A 23498-nucleotide genomic window follows, 5' to 3' on the forward strand; every position below is an offset into this window, starting at 1 on the left:
AAGCCTCTCCACCATGCCGAGCCCATCTCGCCCTGCCACCCTGAAATCCATGGCGACCGCACTGGGTGTGCATGTGTCCACGGTGTCCCGGGTACTCAATGGCGACCCGGCCGGGGTCGAGCGAGCGGCCTCGGCCGAAGTGGTGGCGCGCATTCGTGCATTGGCCAAAGAGCTGGATTACCGGCCGAACACCCAGGCATCGAGCCTGAAGTTGCGCAAAAGCCAGGAAATCTGTGTGCTCATGCCCAGGCTCACCGACCTGGTGATGGCGACCATTTATGACAGCATCGACAGTGCCGCCGAACAGGCCGGCTACCTCACCTTCGTTTCCAATACCGACGACCAGCAGCCACGCCAGATGGCGCGTGCCGAGCACGCCTTGCGCCGCTCGGTGGCCGGGCTGATCGTCGGCGACTCCCATGTGGGCGAAAGCCAGCCGCTGCTCGACCTGTTGGCGCGCAAGCACATCCCCTACGTGTTGGTCAGCCGGCAGATTGCCGGGCATCTGGCGGCGTGCAGTGACGATGAGTTGGGCGGTTGGTTGGCGGCCGAGCACTTGTACCAATTGGGCTGTCGCGATGTGGCCATTCTGGCGGGTGAGCGGCACGCCTCGACCGGGGCGGATCGCACCCGTGGGTTTACCCGCTATTACCGTGAGCAAGGCATCACGCTACGCCCGGAGTGGACGCTCAATGGTCCTTTTGACAGCCTGACCGGGCATCGCCAGGGCGAGTATCTGCTGAGCCTGAACCCACGGCCCCAGGCGTTTTTTGCGGTCAATGACTTCCTGGCCATCGGCCTGATGGGCGCCGCGCGTGACAAGGGCTTGATGCCGGGCAAGGACATTGCCGTGGTGGGCTTCAATGACATACCGCTGGCCAATGAACTGATGGTTCCCCTGACCAGCGTGCGCCTGCCCTTGGCAGAGATGGGCCGCCATGCGGTTGAACTGCTGCTCAAACGCATCGAGGGCGAGGCTGTCGAGTCGATCAAGGTGGCGCCGCAGCTGCAGGTGCGGGCGAGTTCGTCTTTGTTGCGCTGACGTCAAAAATGTGGGAGCGGGCTTGCCCGCGATTCAGCGGTGGTCCAGTCACTCTCTTTGATGACAGGTACACCGCCATCGCAGGCAAGCCAGCTCCCACATTTGAAGGGGGGTGTGGCCAAAACGCTGTGCCCGGCCAAGATCCCCTGTGGGAGCGGGCTTGCCCGCGATAGCGGTGGTCCAGTCACTCTCATTGATGACAGGTACACCGCCATCGCAGGCAAGCCAGCTCCCACATTTGATGGGGGGTGTGGCCAAAACGCTGTGCCCGGTCAAGATCCTCTGTGGGAGCGGGCTTGCCCGCGATAGCGGTGGTCCAGTCACTCTCATTGATGACAGGTACACCGCCATCGCAGGCAAGCCAGCTCCCACATTTGATGGGTGGTGTGGCCAAAATGCTGTGCCCGGCCAAGATCCCCTGTGGGAGCGGGCTTGCCCGCGAAGGCGGTGGTTCAGTCACTGAATTTATCGACTGACACACCGTCTTCGCGAGCAAGCCCGCTCCCACAGGGGGATTGTGGACGGTCAAAAGCCGCGGTATTCAATCAGCGAAAAAACTCCCCTGGCGTCGCATCAAACTGCTGGCGAAACGCTGCGATAAACGCCGAAACCGATTCATACCCACAGCCCAGCGCTACATCCGTCACCCGTTCCCCGCGTTCCAGGTCGGGCAGGGCGCTGAGCAGTCGCAGCCGTTGGCGCCAGGCGCGATAGGTCAGGCCGGTATCGCGCAAGAACAACCGGCTCAAGGTTTTCTCACTGACCCCTAACTTCTGGCTCCACTGCCCCAGGGTCGTCGCCTGTTCCGGGTGCAGGCTCAAGCTGCGATAGATCTGTCGCAGCCGGCTGTCCACAGGCAGGGGCAGCATCAGGTCAACCTGCGGCGCGGCGGCCAACTGGTCCAGCAGCACCTGGGCCAGGCGCCCGTCCGGGCCGTCTTCGGCATATTCCACCGGCAGTTCGCTGAAACGGCGGATCAACTCGCGCAGCAGGTCGCTTACCGCCAGGACCTGGCAACGTTCCACGGCCCAGCTCGTCACGCTGCAGTCCAGGTACAGGCTGCGCATTTCGGTGTGGGGCGAGCTGAACACGCGGTGGGGCACCCCCGCCGGGATCCACACCGCGCGCTGCGGCGGGGCGACAAAGCGCCCGGCACTGGTGTGGATCTCCAGCACCCCGCAAATCGCATACGACAACTGCACCCACGGGTGGCTATGGCGGCGGGTCAGGGCGCGGTTGGGCAGGGATTCGGTGCGGCCATACACCGGGCGCGGCAGGCTGGCGAGCCCGGGGATGCTGCGGCGAACGGCCTTTTCATGTCCTTTTGGCGGCATTTACTGGCTCATTGGCGTTAGTCGGTAAGCAGCCGTTACGTTAGAGTCGCCACGACGCCCTGGCAACCCCTGGAAGAACAGCTAATGAAACGCCCCCGGTTTTTACCTGATAACTTCACCCTGATCCTGATTGCCACGGTGGTTCTCGCCTCCTTGTTGCCGGTCAGCGGCCAGGCCGCCGTGGCGTTTGGCTGGGTGACTAACCTGGCCATCGCGCTGCTGTTTTTCCTGCATGGCGCCAAGCTGTCGCGCCAGGCCATCGTCGCCGGTGCCGGGCACTGGCGATTGCATTTGCTGGTGTTCAGCCTGACCTTCGTGCTGTTCCCGCTGCTGGGCCTGGCGCTCAAGCCGCTGTTGTCGCCGATGATCGGCAAAGACCTGTACATGGGCATGCTCTACTTATGCGCGCTACCGGCCACGGTGCAGTCCGCGATTGCCTTCACTTCCCTGGCGCGGGGCAATATCCCGGCGGCGATTTGCAGCGCGGCGGCGTCCAGCCTGTTCGGTATTTTCCTTACGCCGTTGCTGGTGGCCTTGTTGCTCAATGTGCATGGCGACGGCGGCTCCACGGTGGATGCGATTCTCAAGATCAGCGTGCAATTGCTGCTGCCGTTTATTGCCGGGCAGATCGCCCGACGCTGGATCGGTGCGTGGGTGGGGCGCAATAAAAACTGGCTGAAATTCGTCGATCAGGGTTCGATCCTGCTGGTGGTCTACGGCGCCTTCAGCGAGGCGGTCAACGAAGGCATCTGGCACCAGATCCCCCTGTGGGAGCTGGGCGGCCTGGTGGTGGCCTGCTGCATCCTGCTGGCGCTGGTGCTGATGGCTTCCGCGCTCTTGGGCAAGGCGTTCGGTTTTAACCAGGAAGACCGCATCACCATCCTGTTCTGCGGCTCGAAAAAAAGCCTGGCCACCGGGGTGCCAATGGCCCAGGTGTTGTTTGCCGGCAGCACCATGGGCGTGCTGATCCTGCCGCTGATGCTGTTCCACCAGATCCAGTTGATGGTCTGCGCGGTAATGGCCCAGCGCTATGCCAAGCGCCCGGAGTCGATTCCCGAGATCATGGCGCAAGTCGATCCCTGAGCCATCGTGTTACTATTTTTCGGCGCCGCTCAAGGGCAGGCATCGGGCCGTCAGGATCGGCGCGCAACTGAGTAAAACGACCTGTCGATGAGTACTTCCACCACCACACCTCAAGCCAACTGGCAGCCGGTCATCGCCCTTGCGCTGGCGGCCTTTGTGTTCAACACCACTGAGTTCGTCCCGGTCGGCCTGCTCAGTGCCATCGGCGCCAGCTTCGACATGCCGATCGCCCGGGTCGGCCTGATGCTCACCATCTATGCCTGGGTGGTGTCATTGACGTCGCTGCCGGTGATGTTGCTGACCCGCAACGTCGAGCGGCGCAAGTTGCTGATTGTGCTGTTCGGCATGTTTATCGCCAGCCATATCCTCTCCAGCGTGGCCAACAGTTTTGGCTTGTTGATGGTCAGTCGCATCGGCATTGCCTTGTCCCATGCGCTGTTCTGGTCGATCACCGCCTCCCTGGCGGTACGCCTGGCGCCGCCGGGCAAGCAGGTGCAGGCGCTGGGCTTGCTGGCCACGGGCACCTCACTGGCGATGGTCCTGGGCATTCCTTTGGGCCGTCTGCTGGGCGAGGCCATGGGCTGGCGCACCACCTTTATTGTGATCGCCGGATTCGCCGCTGTGCTGGTGTTCTGGCTGGCGCGCACCTTACCGCTGTTGCCGAGCCAGAACTCCGGCTCGCTGCGCAGCCTGCCGATGCTGTTCAAGCGCCCGGCGCTGGTGGCGCTGTACGTGTTGACGGCCATGGTGGTCACGGCCCAGTTCACCGCCTATAGCTATATCGAACCCTTCGTCGAACGCGTCGCGGGCCTGGGGGGCAATGCGGTGACCCTGGGGCTGCTGGTGTTTGGCGGGGCGGGGATCATGGGGTCGTTACTGTTCAGCTTGCTGCACCGTTTCAACCCTTACCGCTTTCTGCTGGTGGCTGTGTCGGTGCTGGCGCTGTGCCTGGGGCTGTTGTTGCCGTTGAGTGGTGACGTTTCGTACCTGGTGGTGCTGAGCGTGTTCTGGGGCATGGCGATCATGGCTTTTGGCTTGGCGCTGCAGTCCAAGGTCCTGGTGCTGGCACCGGACGCGACCGATGTGGCGATGGCGATGTTTTCCGGGATCTACAACATCGGCATCGGCGGCGGCGCGCTGCTGGGCAGTTGGGTCGGCGGGCATTTTGGCTTTGCCTGGATCGGCGCGGCGGGGGGCTTGCTGGCGGTGGCGGCGCTGGGGTTGTACTGCCTGTCGATCTATCGGTTTGGGCAGGGTGGACCACGGGAATAAGGTGAGCGGCGTCCGCAGCAGCCAGCCCGCCAGCGATGGCGTCCACAGGAACGCCATCGCTGTGTCAGCCCATCAGAACTGCGGCGTGTACTTCACACTGAACATCACATTGCGCGGATCACCGTAGAAGTTGTTGCCATTCAACTGGTTGTACCCGGAGGCGTAGTAGGTCTTGTCGAGCAGGTTGTTGGCATTGACCGCCAAGCCCACCTCCGGCGTCATCTGATACGCCAGCCGCGCGTTCCAGACCGTGTAGCCCGCCACGTCATAGTTGTACTCATACCCCAGGGTATGGCTCTGGGTGGTAAAGCCCAACCCGGCGCTGACCTTGCTCCAGTCGCCACTGAACTGGTAGTCGCCCCACACCCGCAACATATGCTTGGGCGTCCACTGGCTGAATACCTTGCCCTTGTTATCCCGGTCCTCAAGGTACTTGGTGGTGTTGTAGGTATAGCCGGCAAACAGTTGCAGGCCGCTCAACACTTCACCGCTGATTTCAGCTTCCAGGCCCTGGCTGCGGACTTTGCCTGAGCCTGTGGCGCAGTACGTGCCGCCGCAGATTTCACCCAGGGAGTAGTCGGTGATCGCACGGTTTTCCTGGTCGTAGCGGAACAGCGCCAGGGAGGTATTGACCCGCCCGTCCAGCAGTTCGCCCTTGAGCCCGACTTCGTAGTTGCTGCCAATCACCGGCTTGACCACCGCACCGCTGAGGTTGCGCTGGGTCTGTGGCTCGAACACGTCGGTGTAGCTGGCGTACACCGCCCACTCGCGGCTCAGGTCGTAGACGATCCCGGCGTAGGGCGTGACTTCGCCGGTTTCGTTGGTGGTGCTGGGGTCGTTGACGGTGGTGGCGTGGGTCACCGCCTTGATGCCCGAGGAGGTATAGCTGTAGTCATACCAACTGACACGGGCGCCGAGTACCAGGGTCAACGGGTCGATGGGCTTGACGCGCCAACTGCCATACAGGCCTTTTTGGCGGATGTCGTATTTGCTCGGTGTTGCACTGCCGCCGGGGGTGTTCATCAGACCCTCGTAGCTGATTTCGGGGCGGTTGTTGTCGATGTCGAAGATGTTGTCGGTGCTTTTATTGAAGGTCCGGGCAATGATGTCGTTGGACGTGTATTTGGAATAGTTGCCGCCCAGCGTAATTTCCTGGGCCATGGACAGTGCTTCGAAACGCCCGGTGAGGTGGGTGTCCAGGCCGATCTTGGTGCCGTCGAAATCGGTGTACCAATCGGCATAGGTCAACCCGGTGCCGTCGGCGTTGATGCCGTTGCCGGTACTCTGCACGCGCTGGTGGGTGGAGGTGTTTTCTTCGCTCATGCGCACCGCGCCGACCTTGAACTTCCAGTCGTCGTTGAAGCGATGCTCCAGGTCGGCATACAGGGTGGTGACGTCGATCTGCGAGTGGTTCCAGCGCGAGCCGCTGAAGGTGGAGCGTGACAGGTCAATCGACTTGCCCGTGCTGTAGCGCGGCAGGCCCCGCAGCATCGGCCGGGATTCGGCATTGGTGCGGCTGACGGCCAGGCCCAGGGTGGTGTCTTCCTGCAGGTCGAAGTCCAGGGCGCCGTACAGCGAGTGGGTCTTGCTCCATTCGTAGTCGATGAACGAATCGCTCTGGTCTTCGTCGGCCACCATCCGCCCACGGATCGTGCCGCTCTGGTTCAGCGGGCCGCCGGCGTCCAGTTGCAGGCCGTAGTGGTCCCAACTGCCGGCCTTGGCGGTAAGGGCCACGGTGGGTGCCGTCTGCCCGCGCTTGCGTACCAGGTTGATTGCGCCACCGGGGCTGCCGGTGCCCTGCAGCAGGCCGGAGGCGCCGCGCAGTACTTCCAGGCGGTCGAAGAAAATCATGTCCTGGGTCGCCCAGTTGCCCAGGGCGTAGGTATTGCGCGGGATCGGCACGCCGTCGTACTGCCAGTCGTCGATCTGGAAGCCGCGGGAGGTGATGATCATGCCTTTGCCCACACCTTGCACGCCCACCAGGCCGGTGGTGTGGTTGACGGCGTCCTTGAGGTCGACCAGGTCCTGGTCATCCATTTGCTTGCGGGTCATCACCGTGATCGACTGGGGGATTTCCTTGAGGGTGTGGGTGCCCTTGCCGATTGTCACCGCGCGTGCGGCGTAGGAACCGCTGCCTTCGGTGGTGGTGGGGTCGATGCTGTGCTCGACAATCGAGGTCACGCCCAATTGCAGCGCGCTGCCCGTGTCGGTGGCAGGCTCGACGCTGAAATTACCTTGCTCGGTGATGCGCAACTGCAAGCCGCTGCCCGACAACGCACGGTCCATGGCCTGTTCGGCCGGCATCTGGCCAATCACGGCATTGGCCTGCTTGCCCTGCACCAGCACCGGGTCCAGGGACACAATGCGCCCGCTCTGGCTGGCAATGGCGTTCAGCGTTTGCGCCAGCGGGCCGGCCGGCAGGTTGAAAGACAGGCTTTGCGCCTGCACCAGGGCAGGGCTCGCCAGGGTTGCCAGGGCAACGGCGACAGAAAGGGCGTGGGGCCAAGGGTTGAGCACAGCATTCTCCTGAAGGTGTGGACGTGTCAGGAGATAGGTGGGACGAAAAATGAAAACCGGACACAAATAAGAGTTATTTGCATAAAAAATGTTGCCGGGTTATTTGGCGCGAATCAGGGTCAGCCACGGGCTGTAGTGATCGACCCGGATCGGCAGGGTTTCGGCCAGGGCGCCGAAGGCGCGGTGCGGGTCGTTGAGGGGGAACACCCCCTGCACGCGCAAGTCGCGCACCTGAGGATCGACGCGCACAAAACCACGGCTGTACGGACGCAGGGCGTTGACCACCTGTTCCAGGGAGTCGTCCAGCACACTCAGGTGCCCGGCGAGCCAGTCGGCCCGGAAGCCTTGGTTGCCGGCGAGCGGCTCGATGCGATCGGCCTGCAGCATTACGGCTTGGCCCTCCAGCACGGTGCGCTGCACGCCGTTGCGCAGGGTCGCCTGCACCGAGTGTTCCAGCACCACCACCCGTGTAGCCTGCGGTTCCTGGCTCACCAGGAAGCGCGTGCCGAGGGCCTGGATGCTGCCCTGGGCAGTGCGCACGCGCAGCGGCCGTTGCGCGTCGGCCGCCACCTGAATCACCAGTTCGCCGTGGCGCAGGATGATCAGGCGCTGGTGTGGGTCGAATTGCACATCCACCGCGCTCTGCGCATTCAGGCTCAGGCGGCTGCCATCGGCCAGGGTGAATGTCTGGCGCTGGCCGCGCGCGGTGTGCAGGTCGGCCAACAGGTTGTCGCCCAGCGGGCTGCGCGCCGCCAGCCATAGGCCGCCGCCCAGCAGTCCCAGGCCGCCGATGGCGCGCAGCACGTCACGCCGCGAACCATGGGGCTGCAACAGCACTTGCCGCGCTTCACCGGGCAGGCGTTTTTCGAGGGTGCGCAGGGTGTTCCACGAGCCGCCCAGGCGCTCCTGCAAACGGGCCCAGGCCTGGGCGTGAGCCGGGTCCAGGGCCAGCCAGGCATTGAAGCGCTCCTGCATCCGCGCATCCGGTTTGCCGGCGCGCAGGCGCACCATCCAGTCGATGGCCTGCTCGCTGACCGGGTCCAGGCGCGCCTTGCTCACGGGGCCAGCTCGGCCAGGTAGCACTGGCGCAGGGCCTGTTTCATGTAGCGGCTGACGGTGCGCTCGGACAACTGCAACTTGCGCGCAATCGCCACGTAACTCATGCCGTCCAGCTGGCTATAAAGGAACGTGGCCTTGACGATCAGCGGCAAGCCGTCGAGGGCACGGTCAATCGCCACCAGGGCCTGGATCAGTTGCAATTGGTCTTCGGGGGAGGGCGCCAAGGCTTCGGGGGCAGCGGCCAGGCGTTCCAGGTAGGCGGTTTCCAGACGGCTACGGCGGTAACGATCAAAAATCAGCCGGCGTGCAATGGTCGAGAGATAGGCCCGGGGTTGCTCGATGCTGTCGGGGTCGACCCGGGCGGCGAGCATCTGGCAGAAGGTATCGGCGGCGGTGTCTTCGGCATCGGCATGGTTACGCACGCGATGCTGGATATGTTGCAGCAGCCAACGGTGATGGTCGTTGAAAAAGAAGCCCAGCTTGCGGATTGGAGGTGACTGCACGGGTCGACTTTCTCAGGGTGGTATTGTGAATCGTTCTCAATACTACCTTTTGTGCGAGGGGGGGTGCAACAACCGGTAGTTGTAGGAGCGAGCTCGCTCCTACATAAAACGGCATTCCAGCTCTACAGGGCCGGTTGTGCGCAGCCATCCAGCGCCTGGTCGACCATTAGCTGCACGCCTTCGAGCATCCGGCAAAGGCCCAGCGCCACGCTGCGGTGCGTACCGTCGACTTCAAAGGCCAGGTGCGTGGCGATCACGTTGATCGACGCCAGGTCTTGCGAGGCATTGATCAGCAGGGTTTCGGCGTCCAGGTCGGTGCGCACGGTAAACAATGCTGCTGACGCCGGGTCGCTGGGTTGAGCGGTTGGGGTGGGGGGCTCGGGGTGCAGATAGTGGTTGATCGCACGATCCGCCGCATCGCGCAGAAGACTGGCATCGTAGCTGGGTGGGGGGTTGGGGCTGTGTTTGATCATGGTGAAGCTCCTGGTAGGTGGAGCTGCCACCGTTCGCGGTCAAACGAGTAGGGTGGCAGCTGTACGCGGGTTGACCGACCGGAAACCAGTGATTCCGGCATACCCGAAGGTATCCCGCGCACAGCTGCCGCGACACGATACATCAGACATAAGAAAAACGCCTGAAATAGGTCTGGGGTGCTGTAGCGTACTGGTTTGGTCGGACGGTCAAATCCGGCCGCTGATTTGGCAGCGGCAACGGGAAGGTTAGTCAGCACCTTTCCGAGGGACAACCTGAAACGGATGTAGGAAGCATCTGGTGCGCCAGCGTTAAGGTGCGCAGATCCCGCAAACACCAATAAACCCTGTGGGAGTTGTCGAGCTTTAGCGAGGCTACGATAGCGGTGGGTCAGCCAGCATCAATGCCAGCAGTACCGCCGCCATCGCAGCCTCGCTGGGGCTCGACAGCTCCCACATTGATTTGGGCCAGATGGCATTGCGTGTTCGCGGTAGGACGCCAGCATTAAGGTGCGCAGATCCTACAAACACCGATAAACCCTGTGGGAGTTGTCGAGCTTTAGCGAGGCTACGATAGCGGTGGGTCAGCCAATATCAATGCCAGCAGTAACGCCGCCATCGCAGCCTCGCTGGGGCTCGACAGCTCCCACATTGTTTTGGGGCAGCGTTAATAGCGTGCTCGCTCCAGAGCCCCAGCGTTCAAAGACGCAGATCTCGCAAACACCGATAAACCCTGTGGGAGTTGTCGAGCTTTAGCGAGGCTACGATAGCGGTGGGTCAGCTAGCATCAATGCCAGCAGTACCGCCGCCATCGCAGCCTCGCTGGAGCTCGACAGCTCCCACATTGATTTGGGCCAGATGGCATTGCGTGTTCGCTGTAGGACGCCAGCATTAAGGTGCGCAGATCCCGCAAACACCGACAAACCCTGTGGGAGTTGTCGAGCTTTAGCGAGGCTACGATAGCGGTGGGTCAGCCAGCATCAATGCCAGCAATACTGCCGCCATCGCAGCCTCGCTGGGGCTCGACAGCTCCCACATTAATTTGGGCCAGCTGGCATGACGAGTTCGCTGTAGGACGCCCACGTGAATGTGCGCAGATCCTGCAAACACCGATAAACCCTGTGGGAGCTGGCTTGCCTGCGATAGCTTAGGCACTGGCAACATTGATATCCGCCCATGCAACGATCCGGGCAATGTTTTTGATCGCTCCCACAGGACGTGGGAGCGATCCGTCGATCAAGACGCTATCAGGCGATAGCATCCCAGGCGCGGTCGCCTTTTTCGTCCTTGATACGGGTCGGCAGGCCCATCACGTCCAGTGCCTTGAGGAACGGCTCGGCTGGCAGTTCTTCAACGTTGGCCATGCGTTGCACGTCCCACTCGCCACGGGCCACCAGCAGCGCAGCGGCTACCGGTGGTACGCCGGCGGTGTAGGAGATGCCCTGGCTTTCGGTTTCGGCAAAGGCGTCTTCGTGGTCGGCCACGTTGTAGATGAACAGCTCGCGTGGCTGGCCATCCTTGGTGCCCTTGACCAGGTCGCCGATGCAGGTCTTGCCGGTGTAGCCCGGTGCCAGCGAGGACGGGTCAGGCAGCACGGCCTTGACCAGTTTCAAAGGCACCACTTCCAGGCCTTCGGCGGTGGTGACCGGTTTCTCGGAGAGCAGGCCGAGGTTGTTCAGTACGGTGAACACATTGATGTAGTGTTCGCCGAAGCTCATCCAGAACCGCACGTTGGGCACGTCGAGGTTTTTCGACAACGAGTGCACTTCATCGTGGCCGGTCAGGTACAGGTTCTGTGAACCCACTACCGGCAGGTCGTCGGTACGTTTTACTTCGAACATGGTGTTGCTGGTCCACTGGCTGTTCTGCCAGCTCCACACCTGCCCGGTGAATTCGCGGAAGTTGATTTCCGGGTCGAAATTGGTGGCGAAATATTTGCCGTGGCTGCCGGCATTGACGTCGAGAATGTCGATCGAATCAATTCGGTCAAAATGCTGTTGTTGCGCCAGCGCCGCATAGGCGTTGACCACACCTGGGTCAAAACCCACACCGAGGATCGCAGTGATGTTCTTCTGCTTGCATTCCTCCAGGTGGTTCCACTCGTAGTTGCCGTACCACGGCGGGGTCTCGCAGACCTTGCCCGGCTCTTCGTGGATGGCGGTGTCGAGGTAAGCCACGCCGGTATCGATGCAGGCACGCAGTACCGACATGTTGAGGAAGGCGGAGCCGACGTTGATGACGATCTGCGATTCGGTTTCGCGGATCAGTGCCTTGGTCGCTTCCACGTCCAGGGCGTTCAGGGCAAAGGCCTGGATCTGCGCGGGTACCTTGAGGCTACCCTTGGCCTTGACGCTGTCGATGATGGCCTGGCATTTGGAGATGTTGCGCGACGCGATAGCAATACGACCGAGTTCGTCGTTGTGCTGCGCGCACTTGTGGGCCACCACCTTGGCGACACCTCCTGCACCAATGATAAGAACGTTCTTTTTCAATTGCTTTATCTCTCCTTTATCTGTCCGCTTTACGAAAGGCTGGACAGGTAGTCGTCGTAACCAAATTCACGAACCACTTCGACTGTACCGTCGAGTTGTTTCACTACGATGGACGGCATTTTCAGGCCGTTGAACCAGTTTTTCTTGACCATGGTGTAGCCTGCCGTGTCGATGAACGACAGTCGATCGCCGATGGCCAGCGGCTGATCAAATTGATATTCGCCGAAGATATCACCGGCCAGGCACGACTTGCCGCACACCATGTAGGTGTGTTCGCCATCGCTTGGCGCCAGTTTGGCGTTGAGGCGATAGATCAGCAGGTCCAGCAGGTGGGCTTCGATGGAGCTGTCGACCACGGCGAGGTTTTTGCCGTTGTACAGAGTGTCGAGCACGGTCACTTCCAGGGAGGCGCTGTTGGTGATCGCTGCTTCGCCGGGTTCCAGGTACACCTGCACGTCGTACTTCTGCGAGAAGGCCTTGAGGCGCTGGCAGAACGCGTCGATGGCATAGCCTTCGCCGGTAAAGTGGATGCCGCCGCCGAGGCTGACCCAGTTGACCTTGTGCAGCAGTGCGCCGAAACGTTCTTCGATGGTGTTCAGCATCTGGTCGAACAGGTTGAAGTCACCGTTCTCGCAGTTGTTGTGGAACATGAAGCCGGAGATCTGCTCGATCACGCCTTCGATCTTCACCGGATCCCACTCGCCCAGACGGCTGAAGGGGCGCGCCGGGTCAGCCAGCAGGTAATCGGAGCTGCTCACTTGCGGGTTGACGCGCAGGCCGCGGGTCTTGCCCTCGCTGCGCTCGGCAAAGCGCTGCAGCTGGCTGATGGAGTTGAAGATGATCTTGTCGCAGTTGTCGAGCATCTCCTCGATCTCATCGTCGGCCCAGGCCACGCTATAGGCGTGGGCTTCACCTTCGAACTTCTGGCGACCGAGCTTGAGCTCGTACAGCGACGAGGACGTGGTGCCGTCCATGTATTCCTGCATCAGGTCGAACACCGACCAGGTGGCAAAGCACTTGAGCGCCAGCAGCGCCTTGGCGCCGGACTGCTCGCGCACGTAGGCGATCTTCTGCATGTTGACCAGAAGCTTCTGTTTGTCGATGAGGTAATACGGGGTTTTGATCATTTTTCAGAGCCTGCGGCGGAGCCTGCCAAAAAAGGACAGGCATTGTGCCCGCACTTGCTCAGGATCGAAAGGTTAGTCAGCGGAATTTGCAGGCTTGGGCCTACAGGCCACTCAGGTATTGGTCAGCAAATGGGTCCATAACCCTGTGGCCAGGCGGTCAGGCAGTGGTTTAGTCGCCAGGCGCACGCTTGATCGTCACGCGTAAACCCTTGTCATGGCCCCAGTGGAACCTATAGCGCCGAATTACGACGTAATGGGAAATACATCGCTGCTGGAGCTACGACTTTGACTGTCCAACTGAACGCTCACTTATCTGTCTATCCACCGGACTACCTGCCCAACGAGAACGCCGATCAAACTGCCAAGGGGGAGGTTGCTGCGTCTTCCAGGCAAAAGCGTGGGGTGGCGTCAGCTTCGGCGTTATGGCCACAACACTCAGTCATAAGAATTTCCCTGATGGGCATGAGTAAAGCGCAAGAAGAGTTTACCAAAGCCAACATCAACAAATGGGCGCCTCACGTCAATCTGCACTTTGAGTTCACTGACGCCGCCGACGGGGATATCCGGATTGCCGCAGACAACGATATTTCCGGTGGGCATTCGTACTTGGGTACCCGCTCGCTCTATGTACCGCCCGACAAACCTACAATGGTCATCGGCCTCAAGGGTGGGCCGAATGCTTATAACGCCGGTACGATCCAGCATGAGTTCGGTCATGTTTTGGGGTTGCAACATGAACATCAGCACGAAAACAATGATTTGGATATCAATTGGTCCGAAGTCAAGAAAACCTACATGGATAAAGGTGGGGAGAAAGAACTAAAAGCGAATTTTGGGCCGTTGGTTTCCGATGTTGTGTCATCTGACTATGATCGTAAATCCATCATGCATTATGGTTTCAATTCATCCTGGCTCAACAGTGGAGATGCTATTGGGGACAACAATGAGCTCTCCGAGGGTGATATCAACTTTGTCCGCTCGCTCTATCCACCCGAGGTCAAGAAAAAACCAGTTTCTGCCAGTTGGTGGGACTTCCGTCACGTTCAGCCGTCTCCATAAAAAGCCTGGGGCAGGCCGATTATGAGCGAGATTCGTGATCATCTACAGTAAAATGAGTTTGTCTCATTATGACCCGCTGCCGACAATAGCTCCCATACCAACACATTGGAGTTTTTGTCATGGCTGTCGCTCATTCCCTTGGATTTCCGCGCATTGGACGCGATCGTGAACTGAAAAAAGCGCAGGAAGCGTTTTGGAAGGGTGAGCTGGACGAAGCCGGTCTGCGCGCCGTCGGCCGTGAATTGCGGAAGACCCACTGGGACTTGCAGAAACAGGCCGGCATCGAGTTGCTGCCGGCTGGGGATTTTGCCTGGTACGACCAGGTGCTGACCCACTCGCTGATGTTTGGTGTGATCCCCGAGCGTTTCCGCCCGGCTGATGGGCATGCCACCCTCAATACCCTGTTTGCCATGGCCCGTGGCGTCAGCGACAGCTGCTGCGGCGGTGCCCACGCCCAGGAAATGACCAAGTGGTTCGACACCAACTACCACTACCTGGTGCCTGAATTCAGCGCGGACCAGCAGTTCCACCTGGGCTGGGACCAATTGTTCGAAGAAGTCCAGGAGGCCCGCGACCTGGGGCACACCGTCAAGCCGGTGGTGATCGGGCCGCTGACGTACCTGTGGCTGGGCAAGGCCAAGGGCGGTGACTTCGACAAGCTCGACCTGCTCGACCGCCTGCTACCGCTGTACGGGCAGATCTTCCAGCGCCTGGCGGACCTGGGCGTGGAATGGGTGCAGATCGACGAGCCGATCCTGGTGCTGGATCTGCCCCAGGACTGGAAAAACGCGTTTGAACGCGCCTACAACCTGATCCAGCGTGACCCGCTGAAAAAACTGGTCGCCACTTACTTTGGCGGGCTCGAAGAAAACCTCGGCCTGGCGGCCAACTTGCCGGTCGATGGCCTGCACATTGACCTGGTGCGTGCACCTGACCAGTACCCGACGATTCTCGACCGTCTGCCGGCCTATAAGGTGCTGTCCTTGGGGGTGGTCAACGGGCGGAACGTCTGGCGCTGCGACCTGGAAAATGCCCTGGCTACCTTGCAGCACGCCCATGAACGCCTGGGTGATCGCCTGTGGGTGGCGCCGTCCTGTTCGCTGCTGCACAGCCCGGTGGATCTGGGGCGTGAAGACAAGCTCGACGCCGAGCTGAAAAGCTGGCTGGCCTTCGCCGTACAAAAGTGTGAAGAAGTCGCGGTGCTGACCCAGGCCATCAACCAGCCCGAAGCGCCGAAGGTGCTTGCTGCCTTGGCCCAAAGCCGCGCCGTGCAAGCGGCCCGCGGGGCCTCGCCGCGTATCCACAAGCCGGCGGTCCAGGCCCGCGTGGCGGCTATCACCGCCAAGGACAGCCAGCGCCAGTCGCGGTTTGCCCAGCGCATCGCCCAGCAGCGCGCCGGCCTCGACTTGCCGCTGTTCCCGACCACCACCATAGGTTCGTTCCCGCAGACCGCGTCGATCCGCCTGGCGCGCCAGTCGTTCAAGGCCGGCAAGTTAAGCGAGGCCGAATATGTCGAGGCGATGCACAGCGAGATCAAGCACGCCGTTGAAGTGCAGGAAAACCTTGGCCTGGACGTGCTGGTGCACGGTGAAGCCGAACGTAACGACATGGTCGAGTACTTTGCCGAACAGCTGGACGGCTATGTATTTACCCGCTTTGGCTGGGTGCAGAGCTATGGCTCTCGCTGCGTGAAACCGGCGGTGATCTTCGGCGACCTGAGCCGCCCGAAAGCCATGACCGTGGAGTGGATCCGCTATGCCCAAGGCCTGACCGACAAGGTCATGAAGGGCATGCTGACCGGCCCGGTGACCATGCTGATGTGGTCATTCCCCCGCGAAGACGTGAGCCGCGAAGTGCAGGCCCGGCAACTGGCGCTGGCGATCCGTGACGAAGTGGTGGACCTGGAAGCGGCGGGCATCAAGATCGTACAGATTGATGAAGCGGCGTTCCGTGAAGGCCTGCCCCTGCGCCGGGCCCAGTGGCAGCACTACCTGGACTGGGCCACCGAAGTGTTCCGCCTGTGCGCCTCGGGTGTGCGTGACGCAACCCAGATCCATACCCATATGTGCTACAGCGAATTCAACGACGTGATCGAGTCCATCGCGGCGATGGATGCCGACGTGATCACCATCGAGACTTCCCGTTCGGACATGGAACTGCTGGACGCGTTCGAAGCCTTCGCTTACCCGAACGACATCGGCCCGGGGGTCTACGACATCCACTCACCCCGGGTGCCCGACGCCTCGGAAATGGCCAACCTGCTGCGCAAAGCCGCCCAGCGCATCCCGGCCGAGCGCCTATGGGTCAACCCCGACTGCGGCCTGAAGACCCGCGCCTGGCCGGAGACGGAAGCGGCGTTGATTCACATGGTTACAGCTGCCCGGCAATTGCGCGCTGAATGGGCGTAACTGCGGCTGACACAAATCCCATTGTGGGAGCGGGCTTGCCCGCGATAGCGGCAGTTCAGTCACTACTTCTGACAACTGACCCACCGCCATCGCAGGCAAGCCAGCTCCCACATTTGAATTGTGGCGGTACTCAAATTCTCTACCACACGCAGACCCCCCTGTGGGAGCGGGCTTGCCCGCGATAGCGGCAGTCCAGTCACTACTTCTGACAACTGACCCACCGCCATCGCAGGCAAGCCAGCTCCCACATTTGATTTGTGGCGGCACCAAAACTCTCTGCCACGCGCAGACCCCCCTGTGGGAGCGGGCTTGCCCGCGATAGCGGCAGCCCAGTCACCACTTCTGGCAACTGACCCACCGCCATCGCAGGCAAGCCAGCTCCCACATTTGATTTGTGGCGATACCCAAATTCTCTACCACGCGCGGATCCCCTGTGGGAGCGGGCTTGCCCGCGATAGCGGCAGCCCAGTCACCACTTCTGACAACTGACCCACCGCCATCCCAGGCAAACCAGTTCCCACATGTGGATCTTTGTGCTCAGAGGTATTTGAGCCACGCTATATCCCGCCGCCGGGCCTTCAACCGGGCAAACCAGCGGACGGGCAGGTACAACGCCAGCGGCAGTAACAACGCCACCAGCCACACCGCCCCCACGCTGTCGAACCCAAAGTGCGTCCCCTGATTCAGGCCAAACAGCGCCACACCCATCACGTACAACACCTTCAGCACATACAGGTGCAGCAGGTAGAAGAACATCGGCGCCGCGCCGAACACCGCCAGTATGTCGATCCAGCGCCGCTGCCCGGCGCGTTCAAAGGCCAGCAGCAACACCAGCCCCACGCCCAGGGTCAGCGCCAGGAACAGCAAGGACGGCGGATACTTGGTGATGTTGAAGAAGCTCATCCAGGTCTGCACCGGACTGTCATAGTTGTGCCACGGCGCCTCACCGTAACCATTGATCGCGCGCAGCACCCCAAAGCCCACCAGCGCGCAAATGCCCGCCAGCAACAGATACCGCTGACGCCGCGCCGCCGGCATCGCCCCGGAAAACCACGGGCCGAGGCTGTAACCCAGGGCAATCACCCCGATCCACGGCAACACCGGGTAGGTCGTGCGCAGGCGCAGGGTGTCGCTCACCTCGATCCAGCTGCGCTCATGCAGGATCGTCCAGGAAATATGCCACGCCGACCCCGCCGCGAAATGCACGCCATCGAGCAGGTTATGCCCGCCAATGATCACCAGCGCCAGGCCGATCAGCAGCGGGCGGGGCAGCCACACCAGCGCGGCGAGGGCGATCATGCTCACGCCGATGGCCCAGATCACCTGCATATAGATCACGCTGGGGGGCAGTTGGAAGGTCCAGGCGAAGTTCACCAGGGTAAATTCCAGCACCACCAGGAACAGCCCGCGCTTGAACAGAAACGCCGCAACATCGCCACGGCCTTGGTACTTTTCGCCGTACAGATACGCCGACAAGCCGGTCAGCAACACAAACACCGGCGCACACAAGTGGGCCAGGGTGCGGCTGATAAACAGCGCCGGCTCCGTGCTGTCGATGTTCATCGGGTCACTGACCTGGCGGTGCAGCAGGAACGTCTCGCGCACGTGGTCGAGCAACATGAACAGGATCACCAGGCCGCGCAGGGCGTCGATGGAGAGCAGGCGTTGGCGTAAACGGGCAGCGGGAACAGCGTCGGTCATGGTGCAGGGTCGCCGGCGGGAATGTAGGGGCGGTTATCTTATAACATTGGTCGGCAGCTGTGGATTTCTCAGTCGGAATCGGGCCCTGCAGGTGCTAGGGTAGGGCGCAGACTTTGACCACCCTGGAGTGACTTATGAGCGTCCCCGTTGATATCAAGGCTGTCGTGCAATTCTGGATGGCGGCGGGCCCATCACGCTGGTTCAAGAAAGATCCACAGTTCGATGCCGAGTTTGGCGCCCGCTTCCACGAGGCGCACTTCCAGGCAGCCAGGGGCGAACTGGAACACTGGATGGACGAGCCCGAAGGCGCGCTGGCGCTGCTGATCCTGCTCGATCAATACCCGCGCAACACCTTCCGGGGTACCGCCCATATGTTCGCGACCGATCCACTGGCCAGGGCTTATGCCGCACGTATGATCGACGCCGGGATGGATCGGCTGATTGACCCGGCATTGCGGGCGTTTTGCTATTTGCCTTTCGAACATTCCGAAAGCCCTGAGGACCAACAACGGTCTTTGGCCTTGAACAAGCAGCTCGACGCCAGTACCTATCACTGGGCCAAGGAACACGCCGAGATCATCGAGCGATTCGGTCGCTTTCCGCACCGCAACGCGGCGTTGGGCCGGGTGACGACTGAGCAGGAGCAGGCGTTCCTCACGGGCGGCGGATTTTCTGGCTAGTATTCCTTGCGGGAATGGGCCGATAAAAAAGCGACATTGTATTTATCGCTGCACATCTCGTAGCGTGGCTGCTCACCCAAGGAGATGCCACCGTGACTGACCTGCCGATGCGCTTATATGTCGATGCCCTGTTCACCAGCCCGTATGCAATGTCGGTGTTTGTGACCCTGCGGGAAAAAGGCCTACCGTTCGAGGTGCGCCCCCTCGACCTTGACGCGCTGGAGCAGCAGTCGCCGGTGTTTACCGGGCTGTCCGTGACCCAGCGGGTGCCGACCCTGGAGCAGGCTGGGTTTGCCTTGTCCGAGTCGTCGGCGATTACCGAGTACCTGGAGGATGTGTTCCCGCAGGTGCCGGTGTATCCCAGGGAGCCGCGCCAACGTGCGCGGGCACGGCAGATTCAGGCATGGTTGCGCAGCGACCTGCTGGCGATCCGCCAGGAACGCTCCACACTGGTGGTGTTTTGCGGGGTCCAGTATGGCCCGTTATCAACCCAGGCCCAGATGGCGGCCGACAAGCTGATTGCGGCGGCGCAGCAATGGTTGGCCGAGGGCGACGACTACCTGTTTGGCCAATGGTCGATTGCCGATGTGGACCTGGCCGTGATGCTCAACCGGCTGATCCTCAATGGCGATCCGGTGCCCGCGCGGTTGGTGGCATATGCCCAGCGTCAGTGGCAGCGGCCATCGGTACAGGCCTGGGTCAACCAGGCACGTCCGGCGTTGTAGCGCCCAGCGGCCATTCCTGCGCGACTCGGCGGTCGAGGTCTTCCCAGTCTTCCATGCCGAGCACCCGGGTGGTGTTCAGGCCGCGTATGTAGCCGCGCAACTGCTGGGCGGCGGCGCTGGCCTGATCGGCATCGGCAGTCGGGTCCTGCAGGACGTTTTCGTACTCGATCAAATAGTCGGCAACGCGCTCGCGATACTCTGGCAGGACGGCGTTGCGGATGCGATCAAAGGTCTTCTGATGGGGTTTCATGGAGAGGTCCTTCTTATAGATTTTATTGTGTGCCGGTGTCGCAACCGTCAGTGTGGCATGGCTTCGCGGCTGAAAGCCTCCACTGCGGACACCAGGCCCTTGGCGGCCAGCACCACCAGTTCAGCACCTTTCTCAGGCGTTGCCAGGGCCGGGTCGGAACCCATCCGACCATCCGGGTGGCGGGCGCGGAAATCCTGGGCCTCGCGGATCGGGCCGGAAGACGCGATCTGTGGTGAATAGTCGGCGGTCTTGATCAAGTCCGGATAAGCCCATTGGGTAATCGCAATCTCGGAAGGGGTGGCATGGGTGCCATGCCCCGTCGGGAACTGCGCGCGCGCCAGTTCGCCAACACCTTCCAGGTCCCACCAGTTGCACAGCTTCAAGGCAAAGCCGGCAGGGCGACGGGCGAAGCTGGCCTCGGCGTACAGTTCGGAAAAGGCGGCTTCGATGGTGGCGATATTGCCGCCGTGGCCATTGAGAAACAGGATTTTCTCGAAGCCGTGGGCCGCCAGGGAGCGGGTCCAGTCACCGATGGCGGCGATAAACGTCGACGGGCGCAGGGAGATGGTGCCGGGGAACCCAAGGTGATGCTGGGCCATGCCGATATTGAAGGTCGGGCCGACCAGGATATCGGCGTCTTTTTGCGCGTGATGGGCAATGATTTCCGGGCACATCCAATCGGTGCCCAACAGGCCGGTAGGGCCATGTTGTTCATTGGAACCGATAGGAATCACCACGGTGCGGCTACGGTCGAGAAATTGGCTTATCTCGATCCACGTTGACTGGTGCAAAAGCATTGGAGGTTCTCTCTCTGGTCAGGCTCGGCCTTCCAGATACTACCTCAACCGGCGCTGGCGATCTGGCGCGGCTTGCAATTGAGGTAGGGCGAGGATTTCAGCCAGCGCTGGTCGGGGTACCAGGAAAACATGAACTGGCCATCCTTGAGTTTGTCCACCACCTGGCGCGCCACCTGCGGACGCACGGCGGGGCAGCCCTGGCTGCGGCCGATGCGGCCTTCACGCTTGCTCCACAAGGGGCTGACGTAGTCGGCGGCGTGGATCACGATGGCACGGTCGCGGGCCTGGTCATTGAACCCCGGCTCCAGGCCGTCCATGCGCAGCGAGTAGCCATGGGTGCCCTGGTAGCTCTCCTGGGTGCGGAACAACCCGAGGCTGGATTGATGGCTGCCTTCGCTGTTGGAGAACTGGGTGGCGAAGTTTTCCCCGGATTTTTGCCCGTGGGCTACCAGGTCGCGTAGCACCAGTTTTTTTTGCCGCAGATCGAAAATCCACAGGCGACGGGCGGTCGAAGGTTGCGAGTAGTCGATCACGGCCAGGCGTTCAGAGCGTTCCTGGCCGTTATTGACAGCACACTGCATCGCGCTGAGGGCACTTTTAAGTACAGTGGGATTGAGTTCTGGAGCCGAGCGCGCCAGGCTGTTATACAAGGTATGAGGTTTGGCATTCTCTGCGAAGGCACCCGTACAGAACGCGCCCAGGGTGGCGGCGATCAGGCCGAGTCGGCAGTAAATATTCAGCATTTATCAAGCATCTCCGCCGTAGATTGGAGCTAAGCCATTGTTCAAAAAACACGCATGTTACTTGAGCCTTTGCTTGCTCGTAGCACCATTGGTCGCCATGGCCGATGAACTGCCAGTCGAGCCGCCAAACCCAGTACAGCTGGCACTTGGGCAGTTGTCGAGTGTTTGCCCCGATTTGGCGACCCAACTGGATACACCGGCCGAGCTGCGGCTGCAGGCTTTTTACCAGCAACAAGGCAATGCTGCCCTGTGGTCGGTGGACGATCGCCGAACGGCCCTGCAGGGCCAGTTGCTGTTGCTGGCCGACGACGGCCTCGATCCGGCGCACTACCGGCTGCCCGACGTGGCAACCACCAGCAATGTGCTGTGTACCGACTTCGCAACCAGCCAGCACTACCTGCAGGCCCTGCATGACTTGCACTATGGCCGTTTGCAGCAGGCCCATTACGAGCCGCTGTGGCATTCCCAGCCGCCAACTGAGGATCCGGCCGTTGCGGTGCTGGCCCTGGCCAACGCGGGGCTTGCGGATATGCCGGCGGCGTTCGACCAGGCCCGGCCCGCAGCCGATCTGTATCGTAGCCTGCGCGCGGCCTATGCCACCCAACGCCTGCAACCCTTGCCGCAGTGGGGTGTGATTGCCGACGGCCCATTGCTGCGTCCCGGCGGCGAAGACCCACGGGTACCGGCCCTGGCCCGACGCCTGGTCAGTGGCGGCCAGTTGGCGAGCGTGCCCAAGGGCAATCAATACGGCAATGAGCTGGTGGCGGCGGTGAAGCGCTTCCAGGCCAGCCATTCGCTGCAAGCCGACGGGGTGATCGGCCCGGGCACGGTGGCCGAGCTTAACGTCAGCCCGGCGGTGCGCCGCGAGCAACTGCGGGTCAACCTCGAACGTTTTCGCTGGCTGGCCCAGGACCTGGAGCCGGATGGCATTCTGGTCAACGTCGCGGCGGCCCAGTTGAGTGTCTACCAGGGTGGTGTGCCCGTGTGGCAGACCCGCCTGCAGGTGGGCCGCGCCGAACGGCAGACGCCGCTGCTCAAGTCGCGCATCACACGCTTGACCCTCAACCCTACCTGGACCATCCCGCCGACCATCATGCGCGAGGACAAACTGCCGGCCATCCGCCTGAACCCGGAGTACCTGCGCCAACAGAACCTCAAAGTGCTCGACAGTGAAGGCCGCGCCCTGTCGCCCGAGCAGGTGGACTGGTCGCACCCCGGCAACATCCTCCTGCGCCAGGACGCCGGCCCGCGCAACCCGCTGGGCAAGATCGTCATGCGCTTCCCCAATCCATTCTCCGTGTACCTGCACGATACGCCCAGCCAACCGTTGTTCAGCAAGGGGCCACGGGCGTTCAGCTCGGGGTGTGTGCGGGTGGAGCAGCCGATGCTGCTGCGCGATCTGCTGGTGAACCCGGCAGAAAAAGCGCGGACCGAGGAATTGCTGGCGACCGGGCTGACCCATGAGTTCCGCCTGGCTACGCCGGTCCCGGTGTTGCTGGGGTACTGGACGGTGCAGGTGGATAGCCAGGGGGCGTTGCTGTACGCGCCGGATATCTATGGCCGCGATGGCGTGCTGTTGAAGGCTCTGGGCGCGGTCCTGTAGGTGCGCAGCGAGGCGCAATATGAGACCCGGTTGGCATCCTTGAAAAATTAACCATCAGGCATTTCTCAAACACTCAAGAAACCGACCAAGCTTGCCGACGTGATGGGTACATACCCAGGAGCGTTCAATATGAGCAGTCAACGTTTGGCAGTCGGTATCAGCCTGTTTTTCGCGCTCGTCAGTGGCACTGCCCAGGCGGCGCCCGTGAGCCACGGTGTTATCCATTTCCGCGGCAGCATCGTCGAGGCAACATGCACTACGGGCGATGGGGCGGGGGCGACATTGGCCCTGAGTGGTTGCCCGCAGTTTGTACCCGCAAGCAACGTCAGCGCCCAGGGTGTCGAGCCGGTGCGTACCGTCAGTGCCTTGGACCACTCGGTGGTCAAGGTCAAGATGGTGACTGAAACGCGCGATGGTCGTTACTTCGATCGGCAATACAACTTGAGCGATGCGGCAGGCAAACCGTTGCGTTCAGGGGCTTACCTGGTGACGCTGAGTTATCCCTGATTGTCGCGATGTCGAAGGTCCGGCTCGCAGGGGCGTGTTGCCACGAACTTTTCGCGTCAGCCTGGAGATTCAACGCGGGTTGATCAGGTAAAGTCGGCGTCTTCAGGATGAAACGTCAGGTAACAA

At 61.6% G+C, this 23498-nt stretch carries 20 protein-coding genes; 9 read left to right on the plus strand and 11 right to left on the minus strand.

The features are described 5' to 3' along the window. Positions 1–13: 13 nt before the first annotated feature. Entirely contained in the window at positions 14–1042 is a 1029-nt protein-coding gene (locus PSH80_RS10585) for a LacI family DNA-binding transcriptional regulator (protein WP_120732577.1), read from the plus strand. Positions 1043–1587: 545 nt separating this feature from the next. On the opposite strand, the gene PSH80_RS10590 is transcribed toward PSH80_RS10585, so the two are convergent. Continuing rightward, complete coding sequence (locus PSH80_RS10590) at positions 1588–2376, minus strand: helix-turn-helix domain-containing protein (RefSeq protein ID WP_120732578.1); 789 nt, start codon at positions 2374–2376, stop codon at positions 1588–1590. 84 nt (positions 2377–2460) lie between these two features. Here PSH80_RS10590 and PSH80_RS10595 point away from each other — a divergent pair, with 84 nt between their 5' ends. Both PSH80_RS10595 and PSH80_RS10600 read left to right on the plus strand, forming a co-directional pair. Further along, on the plus strand, positions 2461–3459 hold the full coding sequence (locus PSH80_RS10595) for a bile acid:sodium symporter family protein (protein ID WP_057959877.1): 999 nt from the start codon (positions 2461–2463) through the stop codon (positions 3457–3459). Between the two features lie 87 nt (positions 3460–3546). Next, positions 3547–4731 (plus strand): sugar transporter, encoded by a 1185-nt coding sequence (locus tag PSH80_RS10600; protein ID WP_305420140.1) that lies wholly within the window; start codon positions 3547–3549, stop codon positions 4729–4731. A 72-nt stretch (positions 4732–4803) separates the two neighbouring features. On the opposite strand, the gene PSH80_RS10605 is transcribed toward PSH80_RS10600, so the two are convergent. From PSH80_RS10605 to PSH80_RS10630, 6 genes are all read right to left on the minus strand, one after another. After that, positions 4804–7248, minus strand: coding sequence for a TonB-dependent receptor (locus PSH80_RS10605; protein ID WP_186626128.1), 2445 nt, complete (start codon positions 7246–7248; stop codon positions 4804–4806). A 99-nt stretch (positions 7249–7347) separates the two neighbouring features. Next, positions 7348–8307, minus strand: coding sequence for a FecR domain-containing protein (locus PSH80_RS10610; RefSeq protein WP_198792303.1), 960 nt, complete (start codon positions 8305–8307; stop codon positions 7348–7350). Further along, positions 8304–8810 (minus strand): sigma-70 family RNA polymerase sigma factor, encoded by a 507-nt coding sequence (locus PSH80_RS10615; RefSeq protein ID WP_057438686.1) that lies wholly within the window; start codon positions 8808–8810, stop codon positions 8304–8306. Before PSH80_RS10615 ends, PSH80_RS10610 begins: the two co-directional genes overlap by 4 nt. 122 nt (positions 8811–8932) lie before the next feature. Further along, positions 8933–9283 (minus strand): DUF6124 family protein, encoded by a 351-nt coding sequence (locus tag PSH80_RS10620; RefSeq protein WP_057959872.1) that lies wholly within the window; start codon positions 9281–9283, stop codon positions 8933–8935. A gap of 1244 nt (positions 9284–10527) precedes the next feature. Next, positions 10528–11772 (minus strand): saccharopine dehydrogenase family protein, encoded by a 1245-nt coding sequence (locus PSH80_RS10625; protein WP_057438684.1) that lies wholly within the window; start codon positions 11770–11772, stop codon positions 10528–10530. Positions 11773–11801: 29 nt separating this feature from the next. Beyond that, the gene (locus PSH80_RS10630) at positions 11802–12899 is read right to left on the minus strand and encodes a carboxynorspermidine decarboxylase (RefSeq protein WP_057438683.1); all 1098 of its coding nucleotides are present in this window, start codon (positions 12897–12899) and stop codon (positions 11802–11804) included. 285 nt (positions 12900–13184) lie between these two features. Here PSH80_RS10630 and PSH80_RS10635 point away from each other — a divergent pair, with 285 nt between their 5' ends. Together PSH80_RS10635 and metE are read left to right on the plus strand one after the other, a co-directional pair. Beyond that, positions 13185–13958, plus strand: coding sequence for a M12 family metallopeptidase (locus PSH80_RS10635; RefSeq protein WP_076964783.1), 774 nt, complete (start codon positions 13185–13187; stop codon positions 13956–13958). Positions 13959–14077: 119 nt separating this feature from the next. Continuing rightward, positions 14078–16366, plus strand: a complete 2289-nt coding sequence (gene metE, locus PSH80_RS10640) for a 5-methyltetrahydropteroyltriglutamate--homocysteine S-methyltransferase (RefSeq protein ID WP_169961179.1) — start codon at positions 14078–14080, stop codon at positions 16364–16366. 537 nt (positions 16367–16903) lie between these two features. Here metE and PSH80_RS10645 read toward each other — a convergent pair. Then, positions 16904–18067, minus strand: coding sequence for a DUF1624 domain-containing protein (locus PSH80_RS10645; protein WP_057959870.1), 1164 nt, complete (start codon positions 18065–18067; stop codon positions 16904–16906). Positions 18068–18201: 134 nt separating this feature from the next. Here PSH80_RS10645 and PSH80_RS10650 point away from each other — a divergent pair, with 134 nt between their 5' ends. After that, the gene (locus PSH80_RS10650) at positions 18202–18747 is read left to right on the plus strand and encodes a DUF924 family protein (protein WP_057959869.1); all 546 of its coding nucleotides are present in this window, start codon (positions 18202–18204) and stop codon (positions 18745–18747) included. Between the two features lie 107 nt (positions 18748–18854). Beyond that, positions 18855–19472, plus strand: coding sequence for a glutathione transferase (gene yfcF, locus PSH80_RS10655; protein WP_178118167.1), 618 nt, complete (start codon positions 18855–18857; stop codon positions 19470–19472). Here the strand turns inward: yfcF and PSH80_RS10660 are convergent. The 3 genes from PSH80_RS10660 to PSH80_RS10670 are packed head-to-tail and all read right to left on the minus strand — an operon-like array spanning position 19447 to position 21262. Continuing rightward, entirely contained in the window at positions 19447–19722 is a 276-nt protein-coding gene (locus PSH80_RS10660) for a hypothetical protein (RefSeq protein WP_057438677.1), read from the minus strand. The two genes, yfcF and PSH80_RS10660, sit on opposite strands and share 26 nt — an antisense overlap. A gap of 47 nt (positions 19723–19769) precedes the next feature. Beyond that, positions 19770–20519 carry a creatininase family protein gene (locus tag PSH80_RS10665; protein ID WP_057959867.1) on the minus strand — a complete coding sequence of 250 codons (750 nt, stop codon included), beginning with the start codon at positions 20517–20519 and terminating at the stop codon, positions 19770–19772. 44 nt (positions 20520–20563) lie between these two features. Then, complete coding sequence (locus tag PSH80_RS10670) at positions 20564–21262, minus strand: murein L,D-transpeptidase catalytic domain family protein (protein ID WP_057438675.1); 699 nt, start codon at positions 21260–21262, stop codon at positions 20564–20566. 37 nt (positions 21263–21299) lie between these two features. Between PSH80_RS10670 and PSH80_RS10675 the strand changes: the two genes are divergently transcribed. Continuing rightward, on the plus strand, positions 21300–22865 hold the full coding sequence (locus tag PSH80_RS10675) for a murein L,D-transpeptidase (RefSeq protein WP_057959866.1): 1566 nt from the start codon (positions 21300–21302) through the stop codon (positions 22863–22865). 129 nt (positions 22866–22994) lie between these two features. Further along, positions 22995–23372, plus strand: coding sequence for a type 1 fimbrial protein (locus tag PSH80_RS10680; RefSeq protein WP_057959865.1), 378 nt, complete (start codon positions 22995–22997; stop codon positions 23370–23372). Positions 23373–23498 lie beyond the last annotated feature (126 nt).

The sequence above is a fragment of the Pseudomonas sp. FP818 genome (assembly GCF_030687335.1).
In the GTDB taxonomy this organism is placed as follows: Bacteria; Pseudomonadota; Gammaproteobacteria; order Pseudomonadales; family Pseudomonadaceae; genus Aquipseudomonas; species Aquipseudomonas shahriarae.

Bases quoted from the DNA above. Each gene is read 5' to 3' on its own strand.
- PSH80_RS10585 (WP_120732577.1), top strand. From the start codon at position 14: ATGCCGAGCCCATCTCGCCCTGCCACCCTGAAATCCATGGCGACCGCA.
- PSH80_RS10590 (WP_120732578.1), bottom strand. From the start codon at position 2,376: ATGCCGCCAAAAGGACATGAAAAGGCCGTTCGCCGCAGCATCCCCGGG.
- PSH80_RS10595 (WP_057959877.1), top strand. From the start codon at position 2,461: ATGAAACGCCCCCGGTTTTTACCTGATAACTTCACCCTGATCCTGATT.
- PSH80_RS10600 (WP_305420140.1), top strand. From the start codon at position 3,547: ATGAGTACTTCCACCACCACACCTCAAGCCAACTGGCAGCCGGTCATC.
- PSH80_RS10620 (WP_057959872.1), bottom strand. From the start codon at position 9,283: ATGATCAAACACAGCCCCAACCCCCCACCCAGCTACGATGCCAGTCTT.
- PSH80_RS10630 (WP_057438683.1), bottom strand. From the start codon at position 12,899: ATGATCAAAACCCCGTATTACCTCATCGACAAACAGAAGCTTCTGGTC.
- metE (WP_169961179.1), top strand. From the start codon at position 14,078: ATGGCTGTCGCTCATTCCCTTGGATTTCCGCGCATTGGACGCGATCGT.
- PSH80_RS10645 (WP_057959870.1), bottom strand. From the start codon at position 18,067: ATGACCGACGCTGTTCCCGCTGCCCGTTTACGCCAACGCCTGCTCTCC.
- PSH80_RS10650 (WP_057959869.1), top strand. From the start codon at position 18,202: ATGAGCGTCCCCGTTGATATCAAGGCTGTCGTGCAATTCTGGATGGCG.
- yfcF (WP_178118167.1), top strand. From the start codon at position 18,855: ATGCGCTTATATGTCGATGCCCTGTTCACCAGCCCGTATGCAATGTCG.
- PSH80_RS10660 (WP_057438677.1), bottom strand. From the start codon at position 19,722: ATGAAACCCCATCAGAAGACCTTTGATCGCATCCGCAACGCCGTCCTG.
- PSH80_RS10665 (WP_057959867.1), bottom strand. From the start codon at position 20,519: ATGCTTTTGCACCAGTCAACGTGGATCGAGATAAGCCAATTTCTCGAC.
- PSH80_RS10670 (WP_057438675.1), bottom strand. From the start codon at position 21,262: ATGCTGAATATTTACTGCCGACTCGGCCTGATCGCCGCCACCCTGGGC.
- PSH80_RS10680 (WP_057959865.1), top strand. From the start codon at position 22,995: ATGAGCAGTCAACGTTTGGCAGTCGGTATCAGCCTGTTTTTCGCGCTC.